This is a genomic window from Azospirillum argentinense, from assembly GCF_000632475.1.
GTDB classification, from domain to species: Bacteria; Pseudomonadota; Alphaproteobacteria; order Azospirillales; family Azospirillaceae; genus Azospirillum; species Azospirillum baldaniorum.
Map to the genome: position 1 here is coordinate 423,810 of NZ_CP007793.1, position 25,397 is coordinate 449,206.

Consider the following 25,397-nt stretch of genomic DNA (forward strand, 5'->3'; position numbering starts at 1 on the left):
TCTCCTCTGGCGCGCCACTTCCAAGATTGGTAGTAGAACCGGCATGAGCGACCTTGCCCGTCACATCGACTCCCTGTCCCGCGCCAGCGTGCTGTGCGTCGGCGACGTCATGCTCGACCGATTCATCTACGGGTCGGTCGACCGCGTGTCCCCCGAAGCGCCGATCCCCGTTCTGCGGATCGAGCGCGAGACGGCCATGCTCGGCGGCGCCGGCAACGTGGCCGCCAACGTCATGGCGCTGGGCGCCGGCTGCCGCTTCGTGTCGGTGGTGGGCGAGGACGCGGCGGGGCTGGAGCTGGTCCGCCTCGTGGCGAAGGAGACGGGCGACGGCGGCGGGCTGGTCGCCGAGCCGGGGCGCCAGACCACGGTCAAGACGCGCTTCATTGGCGGCCGCCAGCAGCTCCTGCGCGCCGACGCCGAAACCATCGCCGCCATCGCGTCGGAGGAGGAGGTGATGGTCGCCGCCCGCACCGGCCTGCTGACGGTGGGTGCGGTGATCCTGTCCGACTACGGCAAGGGCGTGCTGACCGACGCTTTGGTGGCGCAGCTCATCCAGGCGGCGCGGGAGGCCGGGGTGCCGGTGGTGGTCGATCCCAAGGGCGACGATTTCGGGCGCTACCGCGGGGCCAGCGTCATCACGCCCAACCGCAAGGAGCTGATCCAGGCGACGGGGATGCCCGCCGACAGCGACGCCGAGGTCGAGGCCGCCTGCCGCTTCCTGCTGGAGACCTGCGGCATCGACGCGGTGGTCGCCACGCGCAGCGAGCGCGGCATGTCCGTGGTCACCCGTAATGGGGCCACCCATTTGCCGGCCAACGCGCGCGAGGTGTTCGACGTGTCGGGCGCCGGCGACACGGTGGTGGCGACGCTGACCTCCGCCCTGTCGGTTGGGGTGGAGCTGACCGACGCGGCGCGACTGGCCAATCTGGCCGCCGGGATCGTGGTGGGGAAGGTCGGCACCGCGGTGGTCCGCGCGCCGGAGCTGCTGTCCGCCCTGCACGAGCAGGAATGGCGCAGCGGCGAGGAGAAGGTCGACACGCTGGAGCAGGCGGTGGAGCGGGCGGCGCGCTGGCGCGCCCGCGGCAAGCGGGTGGGCTTCACCAACGGCTGCTTCGACCTGCTGCACCCCGGCCATATTTCGCTGCTGAACCAGGCGAAGGCCGCCTGCGACGTGCTGGTGGTCGGGCTGAACAGCGACGCCTCGGTGAAGCGGCTGAAGGGCGAGACGCGCCCGGTGCAGACCGAAACGGCGCGGGCGACGGTGCTCGCCTCGCTGGCCTGCGTCGATCTGGTGGTGATCTTCGGCGAGGACACGCCGGAGGAGCTGATCCGCGCCCTGCGCCCCGACGTGCTGGTGAAGGGGGCGGACTACACGGTCGCCACGGTGGTCGGCGCCGGCTTCGTGCAGAGCTACGGCGGAAAGGTCGTGCTGGCCGACCTCGTGGACGGCCAGAGCACGACCAACACCATCAAGCGCATGCAGCGCTGAACGCTGGGATGCGGAAATCGGGGCGCCGACCGCCCCGGCTTGCGGCCGGGGCGTCCACGCCACGCGATCACATCTTCTTCTGGACGCTGTCCGACGAGCGCTCCACGGCGCGGCCGCCCGCCTGCACGTCCTGGCCCATGCCTTCGACGGTGTTGCAGGCGGCGAGGCTGGTGGTCAGGGCGGCACCCAGGGCGGCGAAAAGGACGAGCTTCTTCAGGCTACGCATGGCATTTTCCTCTTGAGGTCGAAAACAATCGGCTGAAAAACGCGAGAAACCCGCCAAAGGTTTCCGAAGCCTCGCCGTGCGGAAGGACAGTTCTCCACACTCAAACGGATAGGGGAGGGCGCGCATGTTCGAAGGGTTCACCCGCCACCGCATCGCCACCGACGGCGCCGAGATCCACACGCTGGTCGGCGGGGAGGGGCCGCCGCTCCTTCTGCTTCATGGGTTTCCGCAGTGCTACGCTCTGTGGAACCGGGTCGCGCCGCGGCTGGCCGAGCGCTTCACCGTGGTGCTGACCGACCTGCGGGGGTACGGCCAATCGTCGAAGCCGCCGGGCGATTCCGCGCACGAGACCTACTGCAAACGCGCCAACGCGCGCGATCAGGTGGCGGTGATGGCCGCGCTGGGCTTCGACCGCTTCCGGCTGGCCGGGCACGACCGCGGCGCGCGGGTGGCCCACCGGCTCGTCCTTGACCATCCCGACCGGGTCGAGCGCGTCGCTTTCCTGGACGTGGTGCCGACGCTGGAGGTGTTCGCCCGCATCGACCAGCGCATGGCGACCGCCTATTACCACTGGTTCTTCCTGATCCAGCCGAACAATCTGGCGGAACGGCTGATCGGGTCGGACCCCGACTTCTACCTGGGGCAGGTGCTCGGCTCCATCGGCAGCAGCGCCGACATCTTCGAGCCGGAGGCGATGGAGGCCTACCGCGCCGCCTTCCGCGACCCCGCCACCGTCCACGCCATGTGCGAGGACTACCGCGCCGCGGCGAGCATCGACCTGGAGCACGACCGCGAGGACCGGGCGGCGGGGCGCAAGGTGGAAGGACCGGCCCTGTTCCTGTGGGGCCGCAACAGCGCGGTCGGGCGTCTCTACGACGATCCGCTGGGCATCTGGCGCGGCTACGCCCCGGCCATCGGGGGCCATGTGATGCCCGCCGGCCATTTCATCCCCGAGGAGGCGCCGGAGGAGACGGCACGGGCGCTGCTGGATTTCTTCTCCGGCTGATCCTCACGCCGCGCATCGCGGAACCGTCCCTGTGCCGAGGCCCGGACCTTCGTCCGGCCCGGCATCGAGGAAGGAGACACCACCATGCGCTGCCAGCAGTTTTTGACCACCATCCAGGGCTGCGTCGCCAACGGCACCATCAATGGCCCGCGGGCCACGGTGCTGGCCCAGAACGCCAACATCCGCGGCGGCTGGGAGGGCTGGCTCCAGGCCGAGATCGCACATGGTTTCCTGAACGTCGCGGGCAATTGGACCTGCGACCGGGAATGGGCCTATCCGTCCACCAACGCCGCGAATCCCTACCTGACCTACACGACGGTCGGCGGCCCGGCCTGGGGAGTCTCCAACAATGCCAACGCCGCCGCCCGCGCCGACTTCTACCTGCGCCGCAACGCCGGAGTGGCCGACGACGTCTACATCGAACTGAAGTGCATCCTGCCGGCTCACGCCACGCCCCTCCAGGACGCCTGGAACCGCTTCAACGCCGACGTCGTGAAGCAGCTGACCCTGCGCGGCGGCAACGCCGGCCTGAACTACGTCTCGCTCCTGGCGACCTTCGGCACTTTCCAGGCCGCGGACGTGGCGGGACCCAACCCGAACCTCGGCTGGTACTGGGCGGGCGGGCGCACCGCCTATGTGTACGATGTGGCGAACAATCAGGTCACCACCCTGGCGAACGTGGCCCAGGGCGGCGCCCCGCGCCTGTTCCTGGTCGCCGTTTCGGTGTGATGCGACCGGGGCGCGAGCCCCGGTTCCGTCCTTTTCAGCACGGGTTCCGGCAGTTCCCATGCCGGTCGTTCAACCCGGCATCCCTCCCCCCGGACGAACTGTCCCGTTGCCAGTTGGCGTGAGCGGCGGCATAAATCGGCGCGCGGCCCTCCCCGCTGGACGGGAAGGCTTTTGGCAAACACAAAAATGGCGGAAGGAAAGCCCCCAATGGCTGAAAGCACTTTCGACGTCGTCGTGGTTGGCGGCGGTCCCGGCGGGTATGTCTGCGCGATCCGTGCGGCGCAGCTCGGTTTCAAGGTCGCCTGCGTCGAGAAGCGCAGCGCGCTGGGCGGCACCTGCCTGAATGTGGGCTGCATCCCCTCCAAGGCGCTGCTCGCCGCGTCGGAGAAGTACGAGGAGGCCAAGCACGGCCTCGCCAAGTTCGGCATCAAGGTCGGCGGCGTCGAGCTGGACCTGCCGGGCATGCTGTCCCACAAGGACAAGGTCGTCAAAGAGAACACCGGCGGCATCGAGTTCCTGTTCAAGAAGAACAAGATCGCCTGGCTGAAGGGTGCCGGCCGCATCACCGCCCCGAACACTGTCGAGGTCGAGGGCATCGGCACCATCACGGCGTCGAAGGCCATCGTCATCGCCACCGGCTCGGAAGTCACCCCGCTGCCGGGCATCGAGATCGACGAGCAGAAGATCGTCTCCTCCACCGGCGCCCTGGAGCTGCCGGAGGTGCCGAAGCGCCTCGTCGTCATCGGCGGCGGCGTGATCGGTCTTGAGCTGGGCTCGGTCTGGGGCCGCCTCGGCGCGCAGGTCACCGTGGTCGAGTTCCTGGACCGCATCCTGCCGACCATGGACGGTGAAGTGTCCAAGCAGATGCAGCGCATCCTCGGCAAGCAGGGCATGACCTTCAAGCTCGGCTCCAAGGTCACCGGCGCCAAGGTCACCAACACCGGCGTCACCCTGTCGGTCGAGCCCGCCGCCGGCGGCACCGCCGAGGAGATCGAGGCCGACGTCGTGCTGGTCGCCATCGGCCGCCGCGCCTACACCAACGGCCTGGGCCTCGACACCGTCGGCGTGGAGATGGACAACCGCGGCCGCGTGAAGATCGGCAAGCATTTCGAGACCAACGTGCCGGGCATCTACGCCATCGGCGACGTGGTCGAAGGCCCGATGCTGGCCCACAAGGCCGAGGAGGAGGGCGTCGCGCTCGCCGAGCTGCTGGCCGGCCAGGCGGGCCACGTCAACCACGACCTCGTCCCCGGCGTCGTCTACACGTGGCCGGAAGTGGCCGCGGTCGGCAAGACCGAGGAAGAGCTGAAGGCCGCCGGCGTCGCCTTCAAGGCGGGCAAGTTCCCCTTCACCGCCAACGGCCGCGCCCGCGCCAGCGGCACGACCGACGGCTTCGTGAAGATCCTGGCCGACGCGCGCACCGACAAGGTGCTGGGCGTCCACATGGTCGGCCCGAACGTGTCGGAGATGGTGGCCGAGCTGGCCGTGGCGATGGAGTTCAGCGCGTCCGCCGAGGACATCGCCCGCACCTGCCACGCCCACCCGACCCTGTCGGAAGTGACCAAGGAAGCCGCCCTCGCCGTGGACGGCCGCGCCCTGCACATCTAAGGCGCGTCTCTCTCCTCTCCCTCCCCTGCGAAGCGGGGGAGGGCCGGGGAGGGGGCAATGCACCTCCCTCCCTTCGACCCTACGGTGTCTTCTTCGCCCGCGGGTGTGCCGAGCGGTACACCTGCATCAGCTGCTCGCTCTCCACGTCGGTGTAGCGCTGCGTCGTCGACAGCGAGGCGTGGCCCAGCAAATCCTGGATCGCCCGCAGATCGCCGCCGTCCGCCAGCAGATGCGTGGCGAAGCTGTGCCGCAGCGCGTGCGGCGTCGCGGTCTCCGGAAGCCCCATCAGCCGGCGCAGGTCGCGCATCCGCCGCTGCGCGATGGCCGGGGCGAGCTGCCCACCACGCACCCCGACGAACAGCGGCGCCTCCGGACCCTGTTTGTAGGGGCAGGCGCCCATGTAGGCCCGCACCGCCTCCGTCACCGCCGGCAGCACCGGCACGATCCGCTCCTTGTTGCCTTTGCCGGTGACGCGCAGCGTCTCACCCAGCGGCGCCTCGCGGCGCGTCAGGTTCAGCGCCTCCGAGATGCGCAGGCCGCAGCCGTAGAGCAGCGTGAACAGCGCCCGGTCGCGCTTGCCGACCCACGGCTCGTCCGGCTCCTTCTCCGATTCCTCCAACAGCCGGTCGGCGTCCAGCACGGTCAGCGGCTTCGGCGCCGGGCGCTTGATGCGCGGGCCGGAGAAGGTGTTGATCGCCGGGTTGTGCAGCCGCCCGTCGCGGTCCAGCCAGCGGAACAGGTTGCGCACCGACGACAGGGCGCGCGACCGGCTGTTGGAGCCGATCCCCTTCATGGCGAGGTGGGACAGCCAGGAGCGGAAGTCGGTGACGGTCAGCGCGGCAAGGTCGTTCATCGACGGCGGCTTGGCCTGATAACCGGTGATGAACTCCAGGAAGGTCGCGACGTCGCCGATGTAGGCGGTCAGCGTGTGGGGCGAGACGTTGCGCTCGCTCTCCATCCAGCGGCGCCAATGGACCAGCGTGTCCTGCACGTCGGGCTGGGCGGCGAAGCCGAGGACGGGGTTCTGTTTTCCGGTCATGCGCTCTTGCGGTTCAGGCCGGCAGTTCGAGCCAGCCGCGGATCACCCGCTCGACCACGCGGGCGAGGAAGCCGACCAGTTCGGTGCCCTGGCCGCTGTGGAAGCTGTCCGGCTCGCGGCTGCCGAAGGCCAGCATGCCGTCCGGCGTCTCGCTGGACACCTGGAGGCGGATCAGAACCTCCGACCGGACCAGCCCGGCGCCGGGGCCATACAGCTCCGGGTCGCCCTGGATGTCGGCGTTCAGCGCCACGTCGGCCTTGCCCAGCCAGCGATCGACGGTCCCCGGCTCGACCACCCGCACGCCGGAGGTCTGGACATGCGGGGTGTCGTGGCCGTTCGACTCGACGATCAGGCAGGCGACGTCCAGGTCGAGCAGCACCGCCAGATCGGTGGTGATGGTCTGGATGAGCTGCTCGAAACTCTGCGCGTCGAGGAGGAACAGCACCGCCGCGTGGATGCGGTTCTGGCTGTTCATGTTGGCGCGCGAGGTGCCGATCAGCTCGCGCTGCTGGTCCTTCAGCAGGCGGACCTCGCCGCGCAGCCGCTCGACCATGTAGGCCTGCAAATCCACCACCCCGCGACCGCGGTCCTGGGACGGCGGGGTCAGGTGGTGGACCAGATCGCCGTGATGGACCAGGAAGTCGGGATGGTCCCGCAGGTAGGCGTGCACCTCCTCGGCGGTCGGCGCGTCCTTCCCGTGGGGGGTGTGTCCCGGCTCCCGGCCCATGCTGCCGTCCTCAGAGGATGGACTGGCCGGTCTTCTGCCAGTCGGCGACGAACTGGGCGAGGCCCTTGTCGGTCAGCGGATGGTTGAAGAGCTGTTTCAGCACCGACGGCGGGGCGGTGACGACGTGGGCGCCCAGGCGGGCGGAGTCGACGATGTGGATCGGGTTGCGGATCGAGGCGACCAGCACCTCGGTCTTGAAGTAGTCGTAGTTGCTGTAAATCTCCACGATGTCGGCGATCAGGCCCATGCCGTCCTGCCCGATGTCGTCCAGGCGGCCGACGAAGGGCGACACGAAGCTGGCGCCGGCCTTGGCGGCCAGGATCGCCTGGGCCGGGGAGAAGCACAGCGTGACGTTGACCATCGTGCCTTCGGAGGACAGCGCCTTGCAGGTCTTCAGGCCGGCCGGGGTGAGCGGAACCTTGACCGTGACGTTGTCGGCGATCTTGGCAAGCTTCTTCCCTTCCGCCAGCATGGTCTCGAAGTCGGTGGAGGCCACCTCGGCGCTGACCGGGCCGTCCACCACATCACAAATTTCGGCCACGAGGTCGAGGAAGCTGCGACCGGTCTTGGCGACGAGGGAGGGGTTGGTGGTAACACCGTCCAGCAGGCCGGTGTCGGCCAGATCGCGGATCTCGGCGATGTCGGCGGTGTCAACGAAGAACTTCATGACCTGGAATCCATGCTTGCTGAGGAAGACCGTGCCCTGTTTCCCGGGATTCGCTGCCCGGCGTCGCGGCCAGGGGGCACTCTAGCCGATGCGTGAAAATTCCGCCAGATCCGGGGCCAAATCCGGTTCCGGAGATTCAGCGCAGGCGCTTCTGCCGGGCACGGTGCCGGTGGACGCGGACCCGCGCGTCCGCGTGCTTCTGCCCCTGCCGCTGCGCGAGGCCTACGACTACCGCGTGCCCGCCGGGATGACCCTCGTCCCCGGCGACTATGTGGAGGTTCCGCTGGGACCGCGCCGCGTGCTCGGGGTGGTGTGGGGCGACGGTGCCGGAGTCGTGGCGGCTGCCCGGCTGAAGCCGGTGGTCCGCCGCTTCGACGTGCCGCCGATGCCGGAGGTCGAGCGCAAGTTCGTGGAGTGGGTGGCCGCCTACACCATGACGCCGCCGGGCCATGTGCTGCGCATGGCGATCAGCGTGCCCTCGGCGCTGGAGCCGGCGAAGGCCACGCTCGCCTACCTGCGCAAGCCGGACGCGGAACCGCCCCCCGGCTTCAAGATGACCGATCCGCGGCGGCGCGTGCTGGCCCTGCTGGACGACGGCCCGCCGCGCACCCCGGCGGAGCTGGCCGAGGAGGCCGGCTGCGGCGTCACCGTGGTGCGCGGGCTGGCCGAGGCCGGGCTGCTGGAGCCGGTGCTGCTCCAGCCGACCAAGCTCGGGCGGCCCGACTGCCACCGTCCCGGCCCCACCCTGTCCGCCGACCAGGAGGCCGCGGCGGCGGACCTGCGCGCCCGCGTGGAGTCCGGCGTCTATTCCACTGTGCTGCTCGACGGGGTGACCGGCTCCGGCAAGACCGAAGTCTATTACGAAGCCATCGCCGCCGCCCTGAAGGCCGGCAAGCAGGCGCTGGTGCTGCTTCCGGAAATCGCCCTGTCGGCGCAGTGGCTGGAGCGCTTCGCCCGCCGCTTTGGCGCGCCGCCGGCGGAATGGCATTCCGAACTGACCGGGGCGCAGCGCCGCGACACTTGGAGGGCCGTGGCCAACGGCGAGGTGCCGGTGGTGGTCGGCGCCCGCTCCGCCTTGTTCCTGCCCTACAAGAACCTCGGCGTCATCATCATCGACGAGGAGCACGACTCCGCCTACAAGCAGGAGGAAGGGTCGATCTACCACGCCCGCGACATGGCCGTCGCGCGGGCGCACATCGGCGGCATTCCCACCGTGCTGGTCTCCGCCACGCCGTCGCTGGAGACCAAGGTCAACGCCGACAGCAACCGCTACGCCCGCATCGAACTGCCGGGCCGCCACGGCGGCGCCGTGCTGCCCGATGTCGAGCTGGTGGACCTGCGCAAGGACCGGCCGCCGGCGCGCCACTGGCTGGCCCCGTCGCTGAAGAAGGCCATCGAGCAGACGCTGGCGGAGAAGGAGCAGGTGATGCTGTTCCTCAACCGCCGCGGCTACGCCCCGCTGACTCTGTGCCGGGCCTGCGGGCACCGGCTGCAATGCCCCAACTGCACGGCGTGGCTGGTCGAGCACCGGCTGGCCCGCAAGCTCCAGTGCCACCATTGCGGCCTGTCGCAGCCGCTCTCCCCGACCTGCCCGGAATGCGGCGAGGAAGGCACGTTGGCGGCCTGCGGTCCCGGCGTGGAGCGGATCGCCGAGGAGGTGGCGGAGCTGTTTCCCGACGCCCGCGCCGCCATCATGGCGTCGGACACGCTGTTCGGCCCCCGCGCCATCCAGGAGATGGTCCGGCGGATCGCCGACCATGAGCTGGACATCCTGATCGGCACCCAGGTGATGGCGAAGGGCCACCATTTCCCCATGCTGACCCTGGTCGGGGTGGTGGACGCGGACCTCGGGCTGGCCGGCGGCGATCTGCGGGCGGGGGAGCGGACCTACCAGCTCCTTCACCAGGTGGCCGGGCGCGCCGGGCGCGGCGAGCGGCCGGGGCGGGTCATGCTGCAGACCTACATGCCCGAGCATCCGGTGATGCAGGCGCTGGCCGCAGGCGACCGCGACGGCTTCTACCAGCTGGAGGCGGAGATGCGGCTGGAGGCCGGAATGCCGCCCTTCGGACGGCTGGCCGCCCTGATCGTGTCGGGGGAGGACGCGGTAGCGGTGGAGAAGCTGTCCATCGCCCTGGGGCGCGCCGCGCCGCGCAGCGACACCGTCGCCGTGCTGGGGCCGGCCCCGGCGCCGCTGGCCCTGCTGCGCGGGCGGCACCGGCGGCGTCTGCTGCTGAAGGCGCCACGCACTGTCCAGGTGCAACCCCTGATCGCCCAGTGGCTGGAGCAGGTGGACATTCCGCCCAACGTGCGCGTGCAAGTGGACGTTGATCCCTACAGCTTCCTGTAAAGCTGCGGCGCCCGTTAAGAAACGTCGGACTCCTGTAAAGGGGGGCTGCGACCGATTGTCCCTGCGCGCTCCGCAAGGCACCTGTGACGTTTGGTCCGTTGCGGCCGGCGGGTCATGGTATTACCAGAGTATGGAAGTCATCTTTCGCCGAGCGATCTCATGTCCAGGCTGCGCGGTCGTTTCCACCTCCCTACCTTGCTGACGGTTCTCCCGGTTCTCGCGCTGCTGGCGATCATCGCCCTGGCGGCGGGCGTGCCCGCCCAGACCCGGGGGACGGAATCGGACGCCAAGGCGCTGCTCGACAAGACCAGCGGCTATCTGCGCCAGCACGGCGCGGAGGGCGCGGCGGACGCCTTCGCCCAGCGGGACGGCGCGCTGATCGACCGCGACCTCTACCCGATGCTGATCGACCGCGACGGCGTGATGGTGGCCCACGGCTGGACGCCGTCGCTGAACGGCGTGAACCTCAAGGACCTGAAGGACGTCGACGGCAAGCCCTTCATCCAGGAGGCGCTGGACATCGTGGCGGAGCGGGATTCGGGCGCCGTCAGCTACAAATGGACGGACCCGCTGTCGGGCCAGATCGCGCCGAAGACGATGATCGTGCGCCGCATCGTCCTGGGCGGCGAGCCCTATCTGCTGTCGGTCGGCGTCTATCGCTGACCGGGTTCCCCGGTGGGCGATCCGGCGGGTCGGCGACGACCGAATCGGACTTTTCCGAAGGGTGAAAAAGAGGCTCAGAGCACCGAAACGGAGCGGTCGGCCCGCGGGCGGGGGCGCCAGATCGACAGGCATTCGGCGGCGCTGCTTCCCGACCCGATGCCGTACCAGCCGGAGCGGTCGTTGAAGGACAGGCTGTAACGCCCGCGCCCGTCGCGCTCGAACCGGAAGACGGGACGGTCCACGCCGGGCAGGAGGACGAGGAGCCGGTCATGCTCCCGGCCCGTTTCGCGGATGACCCCGGCCCAATGGCCAAGGCGCAGCTTCGGATCGGCCACCGCCTCGAACTCGTTGAGGTCGGCGGGGGTGAAGCGGGCGCAGGAGAAGGCGACGACGGTCATGATTGGCCTGGGTTTGTCCTGTCAGACGGGCTGTGAGGCGACCGTGCGCGTGAATGGTTAAACGGGTGTTAAACAGGGCGTTAGGTCACAGTCTGGTCTCTGGACCGCCGCGGAACGGGCTTTGGAAATCCGGCCTCGGGAAGGGCCGCGGAGAGGGCAGGTCCTTCAGATGGCAAGGTGATCCGTTGCGGTTGTGAAGTGGTATGCCCATTTCCAGCGCCCGCCGCCAAGAACGGACCCCACGCCGCAGGGGCGCAAAACGCCGCACTCACCCCGCGCGCAAATTGTCCAGACCCCGTTGCGCAGGGCCTAATCCTGTGATATTGGACCGCTCGCTTTCGCGGGCTGGGCCGCCGCGATGTGGGTGTTGCCCTATTTAAGGCCCTGAAAATTCACCGTCTACCGAACTCAATTCGAGGGATCAGGTGGCAATCGAAGGTACAGGCGTTTCCGAACTCGCTACGCGCTACTCCATCGCGCTGTTCGAGCTTGCGGACGAGAACAAAGCGTTGGATCAGGTCGCGAGCGATCTGGTTGCGCTGAAGCAAATCCTGGCTGAGAGCGCCGACCTTCGCCGCCTCGTCCGCAGTCCCGTGATCAGCCGCGCCGACCAAGGCCGGGCGATGGCCGCGGTTCTGGACCGCGCCGAAGTGTCCGATCTGACCAAGCGCTTCATCGGGCTGGTGGCCAAGAACCGCCGCCTGTTCGCGCTGGAAGGCATGATCGAAGGCTATCTCGCCGAACTGGCCCGCCGTCGTGGCGAAGTGACCGCCCAGGTCACCTCGGCCCAGCCGCTGAGCGACGCTCAGCTGGCCGCGGTCACCGACGCGCTGAAGGCGTCGATCGGCTCCAAGGTGTTGATCAACACCACGGTCGATCCCGCGCTGATCGGGGGCATGATCGTTAAGTTCGGCTCGCGCATGGTCGACACCTCGGTGCGCACGAAGCTGAACAAATTGCAACTCGCCATGAAGGCCTCAGGGGGATCAGTCTGATGGATATCCGCGCCGCAGAAATCTCTGCGATCCTCAAGCAGCAGATCGCGAATTTCGGGACCGAGGCGGACGTCGCCGAGGTCGGTCAGGTCCTCTCCGTGGGTGACGGCGTCGCCCGCGTGCACGGCCTGGACAACGTGCGCGCCGGCGAGATGGTCGAGTTCCCCGGTGGCATCAAGGGCATGGCGCTGAACCTCGAGACCGACAACGTCGGCGTCGTGATCTTCGGCACCGACAGCGAGATCAAGGAAGGCGACACCGTCAAGCGCACGGGCACCATCGTGGACGTGCCGGTCGGCAAGGGTCTGCTGGGCCGCGTCGTGGACGGCCTGGGCAACCCGATCGACGGCAAGGGCCCGCTGGTGGACGTCACCCGCACCCGCGTCGAGGTCAAGGCCCCCGGCATCATCCCGCGCAAGTCGGTGCACGAGCCGATGCAGACCGGCCTGAAGGCCGTCGACAGCCTGGTTCCGATCGGCCGCGGCCAGCGCGAGCTGATCATCGGTGACCGCCAGACCGGCAAGACCGCCGTCGTCATCGACACTTTCCTGAACCAGAAGCCGATCAACCAGGGCGACGACGAGAGCAAGAAGCTCTACTGCATCTACGTCGCCGTCGGTCAGAAGCGCTCCACCGTCGCCCAGATCGTCAAGACCCTGGAAGACGCCGGCGCCCTGGAATACTCCATCGTCGTCGCGGCCACCGCGTCGGAGCCGGCCCCGCTGCAGTTCCTGGCGCCCTACACCGGCTGCACGATGGGCGAGTACTTCCGCGACAACGGCATGCACGCCCTGATCGTGTACGATGACCTGTCCAAGCAGGCCGTCGCCTACCGTCAGATGTCGCTGCTGCTCCGCCGTCCGCCGGGCCGCGAAGCCTACCCGGGCGACGTGTTCTACCTCCACAGCCGCCTGCTCGAGCGCGCCGCCAAGATGGGCGACGCCCACGGCAACGGCTCGCTGACCGCCCTGCCGGTCATCGAGACGCAGGCCGGCGACGTGTCGGCCTACATCCCGACGAACGTGATCTCGATCACCGACGGCCAGATCTTCCTCGAGACGGGCCTGTTCTATAAGGGCATCCGTCCGGCCATCAACGTCGGCCTGTCGGTGTCGCGCGTCGGCTCCGCCGCCCAGATCAAGGCGATGAAGCAGGTCGCCGGCACCATCAAGATGGAGCTGGCCCAGTACCGCGAGATGGCCGCCTTCGCGCAGTTCGCCTCGGACCTCGACGCCGCCACCCAGCGCCTGCTGGCCCGCGGCGCCCGTCTGACCGAGCTGCTGAAGCAGCCGCAGTTCCAGCCGCTGCCGGTCGAAGAGCAGGTCGTGTCGATCTTCTCGGGCGTGAAGGGCTACCTCGACAAGATCAAGGTCGAGGACGTCAACCGCTTCGAGCAGAAGTTCCTCGCCGAGGTCCGCTCCAAGGGGGCCGACATCCTGGCGACGATCCGCAACGAGAAGCAGATCACCTCTGCGACCGAGGAGCGCCTGAAGGCCTTCCTCGACAACTTCTCCAAGGTGTTCGTCTGATCGACGGCGGGGGCGCAGTCCCTGCGCCCCGTCCGTCAACCCGAACGACCCCGAGCGGAATGAAGGGCCGGCATGCCTAACCTCAAGGACCTAAAGAACCGGATCGCCAGCGTCCAATCGACGCGGAAGATCACCTCGGCGATGAAGATGGTCGCCGCCTCCAAGCTCCGCCGTGCGCAGGAGCAGGCGGAAGCCGGTCGTCCCTACGCCGAGCGCATGGGCCGCATGCTGGCCTCTCTCGCGGCCAACGTGCAGGACTCGGGCAACGGCCCGAAGCTGATGACCGGCACCGGTTCCGATCAGGTGCATCTCCTCGTCATCATCAGCTCCGACCGCGGCCTGTGCGGCGCCTTCAACGGCGCCATCGTCCGTGAGTCCCGCCGCCAGATCCTGCGCCTCCAGTCGGAAGGCAAGACGGTCAAGCTGCTCACCGTCGGCCGCAAGGCCCGCGACCAGCTGCGCCGCGAGTTCGGCTCGCTGATCGTCGAGACCTACGAGGATGTGGGCCGCCGCAAGCTGTCCTTCGCCGACGCCGATGTCGTCGCGCAGAAGGTTCTGGCGATGTACGACGCGGGCGAGTTCGACGTCTGCTCGGTGATCTTCAACAAGTTCAAGTCGGCGATCTCCCAGATCGTGACCGTCCAGCAGCTCGTTCCCTTCGCCGTCGAGGCGCAGGCGGACGAGGACGCCGCGGGCGCCGAGGTCAAGGCGATCTACGAGTTCGAGCCCGACGAGGAGCAGATCCTCGCCGAGCTGCTGCCGCGCAACCTGTCGATCCAGGTTTATCGCGCCCTCCTGGAAAGCGCCGCGTCCGAACAGGGCGCCCGCATGACCGCGATGGACAACGCGACGCGCAACGCCGGCGACATGATCAACAAGCTGACGATCACCTACAACCGCACGCGCCAGGCCTACATCACCAAGGAGCTGATCGAGATCATCTCCGGCGCCGAGGCGGTTTAACGGCGCAGCGTTCGCGGTCGATACGACGGCACATCCGACAATTATCGAGTTCCGAGGGAGCTTTACTCCATGGCCACCACCACCCAGGCGACGAACGCCGTCGGCAAGATCACGCAGGTCACGGGCGCCGTTGTCGACGTCCAGTTCGACGGCGAGCTGCCGGCCATTCTGAACGCTCTGCACACCCAGAACGACGGCAAGGTCCTCGTGCTCGAGGTCGCCCAGCACCTCGGCGAGAGCACCGTCCGCGCCATCGCCATGGACAGCACCGACGGCCTGGTCCGCGGCGCCGAAGTGACCGACACCGGCGCCCCGATCGCCGTGCCGGTCGGCCCGGCCACCCTCGGCCGCATCATCAACGTGATCGGTGAGCCGATCGACGAGCGCGGCGACGTCGGCGCCGAGCGCACCCTGCCGATCCACCGTGCGGCCCCGGACTTCGTCGAGCAGTCGACGGACGCCGAAGTGCTGATCACGGGCATCAAGGTCATCGATCTGCTGGCCCCCTACGCCAAGGGCGGCAAGATCGGCCTGTTCGGCGGCGCCGGCGTGGGCAAGACCGTGACCATCATGGAGCTGATCAACAACGTCGCGAAGGCGCACGGCGGCGTGTCGGTGTTCGCGGGCGTGGGCGAGCGCACCCGTGAGGGCAACGACCTCTACCACGAGATGATCGAGTCGGGCGTCATCAAGCTCGACGGCCCGGGCTCCAAGGTGGCCCTGGTGTACGGCCAGATGAACGAGCCGCCGGGTGCCCGCGCCCGCGTCGCCCTGTCCGGTCTGACCCTCGCGGAATACTTCCGCGACGAGGAAGGCCAGGACGTGCTGTTCTTCGTGGACAACATCTTCCGCTTCACCCAGGCCGGTTCGGAAGTGTCGGCTCTGCTGGGCCGCATCCCGTCGGCGGTGGGTTACCAGCCGACGCTGGCCACCGACATGGGCGCCCTGCAGGAGCGCATCACCTCCACGAAGAAGGGGTCGATCACCTCGGTGCAGGCCATTTACGTGCCCGCCGACGATCTGACCGACCCGGCCCCGGCCACCTCCTTCGCCCACCTGGACGCCACCACGGTGCTGTCGCGTTCGATCGCCGAAATGGCGATCTTCCCGGCGGTGGACCCGCTGGACTCGACCAGCCGCATCCTGGACCCGCGCGTCGTCGGTGAGGAGCACTACACCGTCGCCCGTTCGGTGCAGCGCGTTCTGCAGACCTACAAGTCGCTGCAGGACATCATCGCGATCCTGGGCATGGACGAGCTGTCGGAAGAGGACAAGCTGGTCGTGGCCCGCGCCCGCAAGATCCAGCGCTTCCTGTCGCAGCCGTTCCATGTCGCCGAGGTGTTCACCGGCACCCCGGGCGTGCTCGTCAGCCTGGAAGACACCATCAAGGGCTTCAAGGGCATCGTGAACGGCGACTACGACCATCTGCCGGAAGCGGCCTTCTACATGGTCGGCACCATCGACGAAGCCATCGCCAAGGCGAAGAAGCTGGCCGCCGAAGCCGCCTGATCAGGGTCGGCTGACGTTCGGTAACGAGGCTAACCCTCTCCTCCGCCCGCGCGGGGGAGGGGGTTCTTATGAAGAGGCACCAGGAAACCCATGGCCGATAAAGTCGAATTCGAGCTGGTCTCTCCGGAGAAGCTGCTGACCTCGCAGCCCGTCGACATGGTCGTGGTGCCGGGTTCGGAAGGTGACTTCGGCGTCCTCGCCGGCCACTCGCCGATGATTTCGACCGTCCGTCCGGGCGTGATCGACGTCTACGAGGCCGACCGCGTGGTCGACCGGGTGTTCGTCGCCGGCGGCTTCGCCGAGGTGACCGAGACCCGCTGCACCGTCCTGGCCGAGGAGGCCATCGCGGTCGCCGAGATCGACCGCGCCAAGGTCGAGCAGCAGATCCGCGACCTGGGCGAGGATCTGGAAGACGCCAAGTCCGACGACGAGAAGGCCCGCGTGGAGGCGAAGATCGCCATCGCCCGCGCCAAGCTCGACGCGACCGGCGCGACCACGCACTGACACCGGGCACGGCCCGGCGGCGGCGACCGCCGGCTGGGCCGTTTCCGTTGCATTGCGCCATCGCAGCCATACATAGTATCCCGCAAGGGATCGAACGCCTCCCGGCCCGTCCGTCGAGGCGTTTTTGTTTTTATGGTCCTGTTCTCCGTCAGAGCGTGGAACAACCGGCCCGGAACGGCGGCCAGCAGCGGGAGTGGAGTGTGGCGTTGCACTGGAAATACGAAGAGCTTCCCTGGGATCAATTGGACCACAGCAAGGTCGATCCCGATCTCGTCCCGCTCATCAAGGCGGCGGCCCTGGTGGAGTTCAACGCCGACGACTACACGGCCTATCTCTGCAACGTCTTCCACGACGATCCCGAGTTCCAGGAGGTCGCGCACGGCTGGGCGGTCGAGGAGGTCCAGCACGGCCGCGCGCTCGGCAAATGGGCGGAGCTGGTCGATCCGAGCTTCGACTTCGACCGGGCCGTCGAGCGCTTCCGCGCCGGCTACAAGGTGCCGATCGACCTCGACGCCTCGGTCCGCGGCTCGCGCACCGGCGAGATGATCGCCCGCTGCATGGTCGAGACGGGCACCAGCAGCTACTACGCGGCCATCGGCGACTCGACGGACGAACCGGTGCTCAAGCTGATCTGCAAGAACATCGCCGCCGACGAGCTGCGTCACTTCAAACTCTTCTACACCTACACGAAGAAGTATCTGGAGCTGGAGCAGCTCAACAAGTTCCAGCGCCTGAAGGTCGCGCTGTCGCGCATCGGCGAGTCGGAGGACGACGAGCTGGCCTACGCCTACTACGCGGCCAACGCGCCGGAGGGCGAGCCCTACGCGCACAAGACCTACAATCAGGCCTACATGCGCCGCGCTTACGGCCGTTACCGGCCCAAGCACGTCGACCGCGCGGTGGCGATGGTCTTCAAGGCTTGCGGGCTGAAGCCGCACACCCGCTTCTACAGCGTCGCCGCCCGTGGCGCCTGGTGGCTGATCGAAAGCCGCGCCAAGCGGCTGGCGAAGGTCGCCTAACAGGAAGAACGCGGCGGGGTCAGCCCCGCCGCAGCGCCGCGATCACCGGGGCGAATTCCGCCAGCACCGACTCGTAGACCGGGCGCTTGAAGGGCACGATCAGGCCGGGCAGATCATCAGCATCGACCCATTTCCAGGCGTCGAACTCGGGATGCTCGGTGGCGAGGTCGATGTCGGCGTCCAGGCCGGTGAAGCGGGCGGCCAGCCAGACCTGCTCCTGACCACGCCAGCGGCCCTTCCAGACCTTGCCCAGCAGATGATCGGGTAGGTCGTAGCGCAGCTTCTCCGCCGTCTCGCCGAGGATCTCGGCCTTGTCGGTGCCGATCTCCTCCTTCAGCTCGCGCAGGGCGGCCTCATGCACGCCCTCGCCCTCGTCGATGCCGCCCTGGGGCATCTGCCAGGCGTCCTTGCTGTCGCAGCGCCGGGCCACGAAGACCTGCCCGCGGTCGTTCAGCAGCATCACGCCCACGCAGGGGCGGTAGGGGAGGGACTCGCGGTCGATAGGCTTCTTGCTCATGCGCCTTATTGCTTCTGCATGTTGGCCACGGCGGAGACCGGCACGATGGCGATGCCACGGTCGGCCAGCCCGGTGAGCCACAGGTTGATCCGTTCGATGGTGCTGGGGTAGGGGGCGCCGATGCCCACCGCGGCGCCGTTGGCCTTGGCGATGGTCTCCAACTCGGCGAGCTGGTCGTCGATGGCGCCGCGCGACAGGTCGCGGTCGATCACCCGGTCGGCGAAGGCCCGCGGCACGCCCGCCTGACCCGCCAGTGTTCCGGCGACGCTGCGCGGGTTGGCGCGGGCGTCCAGCACCATCAGGCCGCGCGCCTTCATCGCCGCGACGACCGGGTTCACCGCGTCGGGGTTGGTGGTGAATTTGCTGCCCGTGGTGCTGGTGATGCCGACATAGCCGGCCGCCTTGCCCAGCGACCATTCCAGCCGCTCCATGTTGCGCTCAGGCGGCAGCATGGTGAGAAGGGCGTTGGGGCCGGGATCGTTGCGCGGGTAGTCCTGCGGCTCCATGGGGATGGAGAGCATCACCTCGTGCCCCTTGCCGCGGGCACGCTCGACCCAGTTGTCCAGCCGCTCGGCGTAGGGCACGAAGGCCAGCGTGATCGTCGGCGGCAGCTTCTGCAGGGCATTGCCGGTGGTCACGCCGGAGATGCCCATCTCGGCCAGCACAATGGCGATGCGCGGCCGGCGGTCGGCGGCGGGGAAGGGGCGGGCGTAGACCTGCCAGGGCTTGCGCCCGTCTTCGGCGATGCGCGGCAGCGGCCCGTTGCGTGAGTCCTCCACCAAGCCGGGGACCGGCGCCGGCGCCAGGGTGACCGGCTCATTCACGACCACGGCGAGCGGCGGCGGGGGAGCCGCGACGACGGGTGGCGGGGGAGCCGCCGGAGGCGAGGCCGCAGGCGGAGCCGGTTGGACGGGAACAGCCGCAGTCGTGGCGGGCGGTGCCGCCGGCGGTGCCGGAGGCTGCGCTCCCTTCACCGCCACCTCGACGCGGGGGATGGCGGCCTGCCACGCCTCGGTGGTGTGCTCTCCGTTCATCGCCAGCCAGCCGGCCAGCCCGCCCAGCCCGAGGGCCAGCACGGCGTAGGCGCCGAGCAGCCTCTTGGCGAGGGGTGACAGCGGGCGGCGCTCCTTGCGCGCGCGGGGAGCGTCGTCCGAATCGCCGCCGCCTTTTCGGCGCCGGAGGCGGGCCAGCAGGCCGGGTCCGGAACGTTCCCGTTTCGCGGGCTTCAGGCGGCCCAGCAGGGCGGCAGCGTTCACGGACCCGTCACTCCCCTCAGTGCGCGCGGGCCTGGAACAGGGCGACGCCCCGCAGCAGGTCGAGCGCGCGGGCCAGCTGGTAGTCGAAGGGCGGCTGGTTGGGCGCGCCTTCGCCGTTCTCCGCGGACGGCGCCGCCGGGGCGTTGCCGTTGGCGGGGGCCGGCGTCGCACCCGGCGCGGGGGCCGGAGCCGCCCCGGGAGCCGGTGCGTTGCTGGCGCCCGGTGCCGGGGCCGGCTGGGTGGTGGCCGGGCGGGGGGCGTCCGGGTTGCGCAGCGCGCCGCGCAGGTCGCTCTCGCGGCGGCGGATCAGACCCTGGTCGGTCTCCTCGACGCGGGCCGGGTGCACCTCGATGTCCGGGGTGATGCCCAGCGCCTGGATCGACTTGCCCGACGGCGTGTAGTAGCGCGCCGTGGTCAGACGCATGGCGCCGTGGCCGGGCAGCGGGATGATCGTCTGGACCGAGCCCTTGCCGAAGGACTGGGTGCCGAGGACGAGCGCCCGCTTGTGGTCCTGCAGCGCGCCGGCAACGATCTCCGAGGCCGAGGCCGAGCCGCCGTTGACCAGCACCACGATCGGCAGGCCCTTGGCAAGGTCGCCGGGCTTGGCGTTGTAGCGCGTGCCCTCCTCGGCCTTGCGGCCGCGGGTGGAGACGATCTCCCCCTTCTCCAGGAAGGTGTCGGAGACCGAGACCGCCTGGTCGAGCAGGCCGCCGGGGTTGTTGCGCAGGTCGAGGACGTAGCCCTTCAGCTTGTCGCCCAACTGCTGCTGGATCGAGGCGATGGCCTTCTCCAGACCCTGCTGCGTCTGCTCGTTGAAGCTGGTGATGCGGACGTAGCCGATGTCGCCCTCGGTGCGGTAGCGGACCGACTGCACCTTGATGACGGCGCGGGTCAGCGTGACCTCGAACGGCTCGCCGGCCTCGCCGCGGCGCACGGTGACCTTGATGTCGCTGCCCACCGGGCCGCGCATCTTCTCCACCGCCTCGTTCAGCGACAGGCCCATCACGGCCTCGCCGTTGAGCTGGATGATCAGGTCGCCCGGCTGCAGGCCGGCGCGGAAGGCCGGAGTCTCGTCGATGGGCGACACGACCTTGATCAGGCCGTTCTCCATCGTCACCTCGATGCCCAGCCCGCCGAACTCGCCGCGGGTCTGAACCTGCATGTCCTGGAAGCTCTTGCGGTTCAGATAGCTGGAATGCGGGTCGAGCGAGGTGAGCATTCCGTTGATGGCGGACTCGATCAACTGCTCGTCCGTCGTCGACTCGACATACTCGGCGCGCACGCGCTCGAACACGTCGCCGAACAGGTTGAGCTGGCGGTAGGTCTCGGAACTGTTGCCGGTGCTGTTCACCTGCGCGGTGACGGTGGCGACGCCGGCCCCCAGAAACACCAGGGCCGCGGCGGTGGCGGCACGCTTGACTATCCTCATCTACCCTTGTCCTTTCCCCTCCGGGGCGCCGAAACCGCGCTGTGGATTGATCGGCTGTCCGTGACGTCGAAGCTCGAAGTAAAGATCGGGTGACCCGTCGGCGGGCATCAGGCCGATGGGTTCCCCCGTGGCCACGCGCCGTCCGACGGCCGTGTCGATGCGGCCAAATCCAGCGATGAGACTATGATATCCGTGGCTGTGTTCCACGATCAAGATTTGGCCATAGCCGCGGAACGGCCCGGCGAAGACGATCGTTCCGGCCTGCGGTGACACCACCGTCGAGCCGGCGCGGGCCTGGATGGTGACGCCCCGGCTGGTCGCGCCGTAGCGGTCGGCCTCGCCGTAGCGGACGGTCACCCGGCCGCCCACCGGCAGGCGTTCCCCGGCGGGCGGGCTGGGCGCGGCGCGGGCGGTTTCCGTCTCGGCCCTGGCCCGCTGTTCGCTAGCCCGCTGGTCTGCGGCCCGCTGTTCGGCGAGTTTCTGTTCAGCCTGCCGTTGCTCCGCCGCTTTCTGTTCCGCCAGCTTCTGCTCGGCTTGTCTCTGCTCCGCGGCCCGTTGCTCGGCGAGCCGGCGCTCGGCTTCGCGGCGCTCCGCCTCCAGCCGTTCGGCCTCGCGCTTGGCCGCCATGGCGGCAGCGGCACGGCGTTCGGCCTCGATGCGGTCCATCAACTGGCGCAGGTCGGCGGCCTGACCGGTCAGGCGGGCGGTGCGCTGGGCGACCTGCTGCCGCTCCTCCTCGGTCTGGCGCGACAGCTCCTCGCGCCGGGCGACGAGCTGGCCGATCTCCTTCTGGCGGTCGATCAGGGTGAGGCGGGCGGCGTAGGTGCGGCTGCGCTGGGCTTGCAGCGTCTCGCGCGTCTCGGCCAGCCGCGTCAGCGCTTGGGCCAGCGCGTCGGCGCGGGCGCGCAGGGCCGGCACCGTGTCGCGCAGCAGCAGGGCCGAGCGCAGCGTGTCCACCGGCCCGTCCGGGCGGGCCAGCGCCGCTTCCGGGGGGATGCGGGCGACGCGCTGCAGGGCGGCGAGCAGGGCGGCGATCTGCTGCCGCTCGCCCTCCAGCTTTTCGGCCTGGTTGCGCTCCTGCGTCTCCAGCGCGGTCAGGGACTCCTCAAGATGGGCGAGTTCGTCCTCCTGCGCCCGCTCCTGATCGGCCAGACCGACCAGCCGGTCGCGCAGCTCGTCCAATTCCTTCTGGAGCGTCTGCGACTGGCGGTCGAGCTGCCGTTGCAGGGCCTTGTCGGTCTGGAGATCCTGCTCCACCCGCTTCAGCGTCTGGCCGGGGGACTCGGTCTGCGCCGTGGCGGCGGTGGAGACAACGAGAAGGGTGGCGGTCAGCAGGGCCGGCCGCCAGAAAAACGCCCGTCTCCGCCCGGCGCCTTGCGGAACGGAGACGGGGAGGGGGAGCAGAGCAACACCCGCCGGATGATCGCGCCCTGCGCCCATGCCCGGTTCCGCCTTATTCCGCGGCGGCCCGCGCGCTGGCGCGGTCGATCAGGCTCTTGCCGGTCATCTCCGCCGGCTGCGGCAGCTTCATCAGGTCGAGCAGCGTCGGGGCGATGTCGGCCAGACGCCCGCTGCGGATCGCCGACACCCCGGCGGGGCCGTTCACCAGCACCAGCGGCACCTTGTCCAGCGTGTGGGCGGTGTGCGGGCCGTTGGTCCGCGGGTCCTTCATCAGCTCACAGTTGCCGTGGTCGGCGGTGACCAGCATCACGCCGCCCTGGGCGCGCACGGCGGCCTCCAGCCGGCCCAGGCTGACGTCCACCGCCTCCACCGCCTTGATGGCGGCGGACAGGATGCCGCTGTGGCCGACCATGTCGGGGTTGGCGTAGTTGATGACCACCAAATCGTACTTCCCGCTGTCCACGGCGGCGACGACCTTGTCGGTCACCTCGGCGGCGGACATCTCCGGCTGGAGGTCGTAGGTCGCGACCTTCGGCGACGGCACCAGGATGCGATCCTCGCCGGGATACACGCGCTCCTCGCCACCGTTGAAGAAGAAGGTGACGTGCGGGTACTTTTCCGTTTCGGCGATGCGCAACTGGGTCAATCCGGCCTCGCTGACCACTTCGCCCAGCACCTTGGTCAAGGATTTCGGCGGAAAGATGGTCGTCATCAGCTTGGCGAGCGTGGACGAGTACTCGACCATGCCGACGGCGGCGGCCAGCTTCGGGACCGAGGCGCGCTCGAACCCGTCGAAGGCCGGGTCGACGAAGGCGGCCAGGATCTCGCGGGCGCGGTCGGCGCGGAAGTTCGCCATCAGGATGGCGTCGCCGTCCTTCATGCCGGTGTAGCCGTCGATGACGGTCGGCAGGATGAACTCGTCGTGGGTGCCGGCGGCATAGCTCTGCTCGATGGCCTGGATCGGGTCGGCGGCCGTCTCGCCCTGGGCGCTCACCAGGGTGGCGTAGGCCTTGGCGACGCGGTCCCAGCGCTTGTCGCGGTCCATGGCGTAGTAGCGCCCGCTGACCGTGGCGACGTTGACGCCGGGCAGGGCGTGCACGTCGGCCATGAACTCGGCCATCTGGTCCTTGGCGCTCTGCGGCGGCACGTCGCGGCCGTCGGTGAAGGCGTGGATCTCGACCGGGACGCCCTCATGGGCCAGCACGCCGGCCAGCGCCGCGATGTGGTCCTGGTGCGAATGGACGCCGCCCGGCGACAGCAGGCCCAGGATGTGGCAGCGCCCGCCCGAGGCCAGCAGCGTCTTGGCGAGGTCGTTCAGCGCGGCGTTGCGCTCCAGTTCGCCCTCGACGATGGCGTGGTCGATCATCACCAGATCCTGGCGGACGACGCGGCCGGCGCCCAGATTCATGTGACCGACCTCGGAGTTGCCCATCTGGCCCTTGGGCAGCCCGACCTCCTCCTCGCTGGCCTCCAGGAAGGCGCGGGGCTCCGACGACCACAGCCGGTCCCAGTTGGGCGTGTTGCCCTGCGCGATGGCGTTGTCCTCGCGCTCCTCGCGGTAGCCCCAGCCATCCAGGATGCACAGCACTACGGGTCGGGGACGATTGGTCTCGGTCATCACGCTCCTCATACGCCTGTCACGGTCGGGTTGCGGGTCTCGGTCGAACGGTCTGATGCCAGTCTTCTTATGGCCGGATTTTTATTGTCTTGGGCCGGATCAGAAAATGGCATGCCTGAGCACGCGCACAATGGGAGTCATGCACGGTGATAGGGGTGTCCGGCCAGAATTTGCTGGGCACGGTAGATTTGCTCCGCCAACATGCCTCGCACCAGCATATGTGGCCATGTCATGGCGCCCAAGGCCAAAAGAAAATCGGCGCGCGCCCGCACGGCGTCGCCGTGGCCGTCCGCCCCGCCGATGAGAAAGGCGATGTCACCCGCCCCCTGGTCCCGCCAGCCGCCGATCTTGGCGGCGAAGGCTTCGCTGGTGATGGTCTTGCCGCGCTCGTCCAGGGCCACGACGATGGCCCCGGCGGGGATGGCGGCCAAAAGCAGCTCCGCCTCCTGCCGCTTCAACTCGTCGGAGGCGAGGCGTTTCTTCACCTCGACCTCGCGCAGAGTCAGCGGCCAGGACAGGCGCCCGGCATACTCGTCATACAGGTCGCGCGCCGGACCGGTCCGTGACCGCCCAACCGCGGCAAGCCACAGACGCATCGGTCCGACTCCCGTTCCTCACCCGTCCCGAATGGTGTCCGTCAGGCGCTCATGCGCTCGGCGGAGGGCCGCGGCGTCTCCAGACCCCACATCTTCTCGATGTTGTAGAAGGTCCGGACTTCCGGGCGGAACAGGTGGATGATGACGTCCCCGGCGTCGACCAGAACCCAGTCGCACTGGTTCAGGCCCTCGACCTCGACGCCGCGCAGGCCGGCCTGTTTCATGCGGTCGGCCAGCTTCATGGCCATGGCGGCGATGTGCCGGGTGTTGCGGCCCGACGCCACGATCATGTAGTCGGCGATGCTGGTCTTGCCGGCAAGGTCGATGACGACGACGTCTTCGGCCTGATCGTCGTCCAGGGACTTCTCGACGAGCGCCTTCAGTTCGTCCGGCTGGGGAACGGGAACGGGCGCGGGCCGCACAACGGGCGCGGCCGGTTCGATGAACGTGTTGATGGTACCTACCTCGCGATACAGGGTCACGACCCGCTGGCGCGTGCCCGGCGGATCGCCGTCGCCGAAGCCGGATGCAGCGGGTTGCGGAGGAAAATCCAGGCCGGTGTTTTCGAACCGGCCAACCCCTTGGCCTTGTGCATGCTCACCCGGCGACGGGCATAGCGCTGAGCGGCTATGCCACCAAGCGCCCCCATAGAATAAGTTGGACGGGCGAGAACTGCAACCGGCACCAGCCGGAAGATTCGCGTCCACTGCCGCCAGCGGGGGATTTGCCGAAGATTGTCCGCCCCCATCAGCCAGACGAAGCGCGTTTTGGGGAAGCGGAGCGTCAGCTTGGCCAGCGTGTCGGCGGTGTAGCGGGTGCCAAGCTCTTGCTCGATGGCGGTGACCCGGATGGCCGGATGGCGGGCGGTGCGCCGGGCCTCCTCCAGCCGCTCGGCGAGCGGCGCCATGCCCCGGACGGGCTTGAGCGGGTTCTGCGGGCTGACCAGCCACCACACCTGATCGAGCCCCAGCGCCTTCAGCGCGTACAGGCTGATGTGCCGGTGCCCGGCGTGGGCCGGGTTGAAGGAGCCGCCGAGCAGCCCGACGCGCAGGCCGGCGTGGAGCGGGCCGCCGTAGCGGTGGGGGGGTGTCGCCATGCTTGCCCCCTCCCTAACCCTCCCCCGCTTCGCAGGGGAGGGGATCAATCCCCCTCCCTCGCCGAA

25 protein-coding genes are annotated in these 25,397 nt (G+C 69.0%); 12 read left to right on the forward strand and 13 right to left on the reverse strand.

Going from position 1 to position 25,397, the window contains the following annotated elements; translation table 11 throughout:
- The first annotated feature begins 43 nt into the window (after nucleotides 1-43).
- Nucleotides 44-1,489, forward strand: coding sequence for a D-glycero-beta-D-manno-heptose-7-phosphate kinase (gene rfaE1, locus ABAZ39_RS02010; RefSeq protein ID WP_038526213.1), 1,446 nt, complete (start codon nucleotides 44-46; stop codon nucleotides 1,487-1,489).
- Nucleotides 1,490-1,556: 67 nt separating this feature from the next.
- Here the strand turns inward: rfaE1 and ABAZ39_RS02015 are convergent, their stop codons facing one another.
- On the reverse strand, nucleotides 1,557-1,715 hold the full coding sequence (locus tag ABAZ39_RS02015) for an entericidin A/B family lipoprotein (protein WP_038526216.1): 159 nt from the start codon (nucleotides 1,713-1,715) through the stop codon (nucleotides 1,557-1,559).
- Between the two features lie 124 nt (nucleotides 1,716-1,839).
- Between ABAZ39_RS02015 and ABAZ39_RS02020 the strand changes: the two genes are divergently transcribed.
- The 3 genes from ABAZ39_RS02020 to lpdA all read left to right on the forward strand — a co-directional run bounded on the left by ABAZ39_RS02020 (nucleotide 1,840) and on the right by lpdA (nucleotide 5,058).
- Nucleotides 1,840-2,721: an alpha/beta fold hydrolase gene (locus ABAZ39_RS02020; RefSeq protein WP_038526219.1), complete on the forward strand. Its 882-nt coding sequence runs from the start codon at nucleotides 1,840-1,842 to the stop codon at nucleotides 2,719-2,721.
- 84 nt (nucleotides 2,722-2,805) lie between these two features.
- Nucleotides 2,806-3,450, forward strand: coding sequence for a hypothetical protein (locus ABAZ39_RS02025; protein ID WP_038526222.1), 645 nt, complete (start codon nucleotides 2,806-2,808; stop codon nucleotides 3,448-3,450).
- A 207-nt stretch (nucleotides 3,451-3,657) separates the two neighbouring features.
- Complete coding sequence (gene lpdA / locus ABAZ39_RS02030) at nucleotides 3,658-5,058, forward strand: dihydrolipoyl dehydrogenase (protein WP_038526224.1); 1,401 nt, start codon at nucleotides 3,658-3,660, stop codon at nucleotides 5,056-5,058.
- A 79-nt stretch (nucleotides 5,059-5,137) separates the two neighbouring features.
- On the opposite strand, the gene ABAZ39_RS02035 is transcribed toward lpdA, so the two are convergent.
- The 3 genes from ABAZ39_RS02035 to fsa are packed head-to-tail and all read right to left on the reverse strand — an operon-like array spanning nucleotide 5,138 to nucleotide 7,491.
- Nucleotides 5,138-6,097: a tyrosine recombinase XerC gene (locus ABAZ39_RS02035; protein WP_038526227.1), complete on the reverse strand. Its 960-nt coding sequence runs from the start codon at nucleotides 6,095-6,097 to the stop codon at nucleotides 5,138-5,140.
- A 13-nt stretch (nucleotides 6,098-6,110) separates the two neighbouring features.
- The gene (locus ABAZ39_RS02040; protein ID WP_038526230.1) at nucleotides 6,111-6,824 is read right to left on the reverse strand and encodes a DUF484 family protein; all 714 of its coding nucleotides are present in this window, start codon (nucleotides 6,822-6,824) and stop codon (nucleotides 6,111-6,113) included.
- A 10-nt stretch (nucleotides 6,825-6,834) separates the two neighbouring features.
- Nucleotides 6,835-7,491, reverse strand: a complete 657-nt coding sequence (fsa, locus tag ABAZ39_RS02045; protein ID WP_014239434.1) for a fructose-6-phosphate aldolase — start codon at nucleotides 7,489-7,491, stop codon at nucleotides 6,835-6,837.
- A gap of 88 nt (nucleotides 7,492-7,579) precedes the next feature.
- Between fsa and ABAZ39_RS02050 the strand changes: the two genes are divergently transcribed.
- Together ABAZ39_RS02050 and ABAZ39_RS02055 are read left to right on the forward strand one after the other, a co-directional pair.
- Nucleotides 7,580-9,838: a primosomal protein N' gene (locus ABAZ39_RS02050; protein ID WP_081862852.1), complete on the forward strand. Its 2,259-nt coding sequence runs from the start codon at nucleotides 7,580-7,582 to the stop codon at nucleotides 9,836-9,838.
- 159 nt (nucleotides 9,839-9,997) lie between these two features.
- A complete protein-coding gene (locus ABAZ39_RS02055; protein ID WP_038526233.1) occupies nucleotides 9,998-10,501 on the forward strand; it encodes a cache domain-containing protein in 504 nt (167 codons plus the stop codon).
- Nucleotides 10,502-10,575: 74 nt separating this feature from the next.
- On the opposite strand, the gene ABAZ39_RS02060 is transcribed toward ABAZ39_RS02055, so the two are convergent.
- Complete coding sequence (locus ABAZ39_RS02060; RefSeq protein WP_035671444.1) at nucleotides 10,576-10,899, reverse strand: hypothetical protein; 324 nt, start codon at nucleotides 10,897-10,899, stop codon at nucleotides 10,576-10,578.
- Nucleotides 10,900-11,324: 425 nt separating this feature from the next.
- On the opposite strand from ABAZ39_RS02060, the gene ABAZ39_RS02065 reads away from it, so the two are divergent.
- The 6 genes from ABAZ39_RS02065 (at nucleotide 11,325) to ABAZ39_RS02090 (ending at nucleotide 17,418) form a co-directional block, all read left to right on the forward strand.
- Complete coding sequence (locus ABAZ39_RS02065; RefSeq protein WP_038526237.1) at nucleotides 11,325-11,894, forward strand: F0F1 ATP synthase subunit delta; 570 nt, start codon at nucleotides 11,325-11,327, stop codon at nucleotides 11,892-11,894.
- Nucleotides 11,894-13,423 (forward strand): F0F1 ATP synthase subunit alpha, encoded by a 1,530-nt coding sequence (gene atpA / locus ABAZ39_RS02070; protein ID WP_035671446.1) that lies wholly within the window; start codon nucleotides 11,894-11,896, stop codon nucleotides 13,421-13,423. Before ABAZ39_RS02065 ends, atpA begins: the two co-directional genes overlap by 1 nt.
- Before the next feature lie 72 nt (nucleotides 13,424-13,495).
- Complete coding sequence (locus tag ABAZ39_RS02075; protein WP_038526240.1) at nucleotides 13,496-14,386, forward strand: F0F1 ATP synthase subunit gamma; 891 nt, start codon at nucleotides 13,496-13,498, stop codon at nucleotides 14,384-14,386.
- A 69-nt stretch (nucleotides 14,387-14,455) separates the two neighbouring features.
- Nucleotides 14,456-15,895 (forward strand): F0F1 ATP synthase subunit beta, encoded by a 1,440-nt coding sequence (gene atpD, locus ABAZ39_RS02080; RefSeq protein ID WP_014239441.1) that lies wholly within the window; start codon nucleotides 14,456-14,458, stop codon nucleotides 15,893-15,895.
- 90 nt (nucleotides 15,896-15,985) lie between these two features.
- Complete coding sequence (locus ABAZ39_RS02085; protein WP_014239442.1) at nucleotides 15,986-16,399, forward strand: F0F1 ATP synthase subunit epsilon; 414 nt, start codon at nucleotides 15,986-15,988, stop codon at nucleotides 16,397-16,399.
- A gap of 200 nt (nucleotides 16,400-16,599) precedes the next feature.
- The gene (locus tag ABAZ39_RS02090) at nucleotides 16,600-17,418 is read left to right on the forward strand and encodes an acyl-ACP desaturase (RefSeq protein ID WP_038526243.1); all 819 of its coding nucleotides are present in this window, start codon (nucleotides 16,600-16,602) and stop codon (nucleotides 17,416-17,418) included.
- Between the two features lie 19 nt (nucleotides 17,419-17,437).
- On the opposite strand, the gene ABAZ39_RS02095 is transcribed toward ABAZ39_RS02090, so the two are convergent.
- The 8 genes from ABAZ39_RS02095 to ABAZ39_RS02130 all read right to left on the reverse strand — a co-directional run bounded on the left by ABAZ39_RS02095 (nucleotide 17,438) and on the right by ABAZ39_RS02130 (nucleotide 25,331).
- Nucleotides 17,438-17,935 (reverse strand): RNA pyrophosphohydrolase, encoded by a 498-nt coding sequence (locus ABAZ39_RS02095; RefSeq protein ID WP_038526246.1) that lies wholly within the window; start codon nucleotides 17,933-17,935, stop codon nucleotides 17,438-17,440.
- A gap of 5 nt (nucleotides 17,936-17,940) precedes the next feature.
- The gene (locus ABAZ39_RS02100) at nucleotides 17,941-19,191 is read right to left on the reverse strand and encodes a divergent polysaccharide deacetylase family protein (RefSeq protein WP_038526249.1); all 1,251 of its coding nucleotides are present in this window, start codon (nucleotides 19,189-19,191) and stop codon (nucleotides 17,941-17,943) included.
- A 16-nt stretch (nucleotides 19,192-19,207) separates the two neighbouring features.
- Nucleotides 19,208-20,620, reverse strand: coding sequence for a S41 family peptidase (locus ABAZ39_RS02105; RefSeq protein ID WP_038526251.1), 1,413 nt, complete (start codon nucleotides 20,618-20,620; stop codon nucleotides 19,208-19,210).
- Entirely contained in the window at nucleotides 20,621-22,060 is a 1,440-nt protein-coding gene (locus ABAZ39_RS02110) for a murein hydrolase activator EnvC family protein (protein WP_081862853.1), read from the reverse strand.
- A 13-nt stretch (nucleotides 22,061-22,073) separates the two neighbouring features.
- Nucleotides 22,074-23,639 carry a 2,3-bisphosphoglycerate-independent phosphoglycerate mutase gene (gene gpmI / locus ABAZ39_RS02115; RefSeq protein WP_038526255.1) on the reverse strand — a complete coding sequence of 522 codons (1,566 nt, stop codon included), beginning with the start codon at nucleotides 23,637-23,639 and terminating at the stop codon, nucleotides 22,074-22,076.
- A 137-nt stretch (nucleotides 23,640-23,776) separates the two neighbouring features.
- Nucleotides 23,777-24,235, reverse strand: coding sequence for a 23S rRNA (pseudouridine(1915)-N(3))-methyltransferase RlmH (gene rlmH, locus ABAZ39_RS02120; RefSeq protein ID WP_014239449.1), 459 nt, complete (start codon nucleotides 24,233-24,235; stop codon nucleotides 23,777-23,779).
- 41 nt (nucleotides 24,236-24,276) lie between these two features.
- A complete protein-coding gene (gene rsfS / locus ABAZ39_RS02125) occupies nucleotides 24,277-24,717 on the reverse strand; it encodes a ribosome silencing factor (protein WP_014239450.1) in 441 nt (146 codons plus the stop codon).
- Nucleotides 24,714-25,331, reverse strand: a complete 618-nt coding sequence (locus tag ABAZ39_RS02130; protein ID WP_038526258.1) for a nicotinate-nucleotide adenylyltransferase — start codon at nucleotides 25,329-25,331, stop codon at nucleotides 24,714-24,716. Before ABAZ39_RS02130 ends, rsfS begins: the two co-directional genes overlap by 4 nt.
- Between the last annotated feature and the right edge of the window lie 66 nt (nucleotides 25,332-25,397).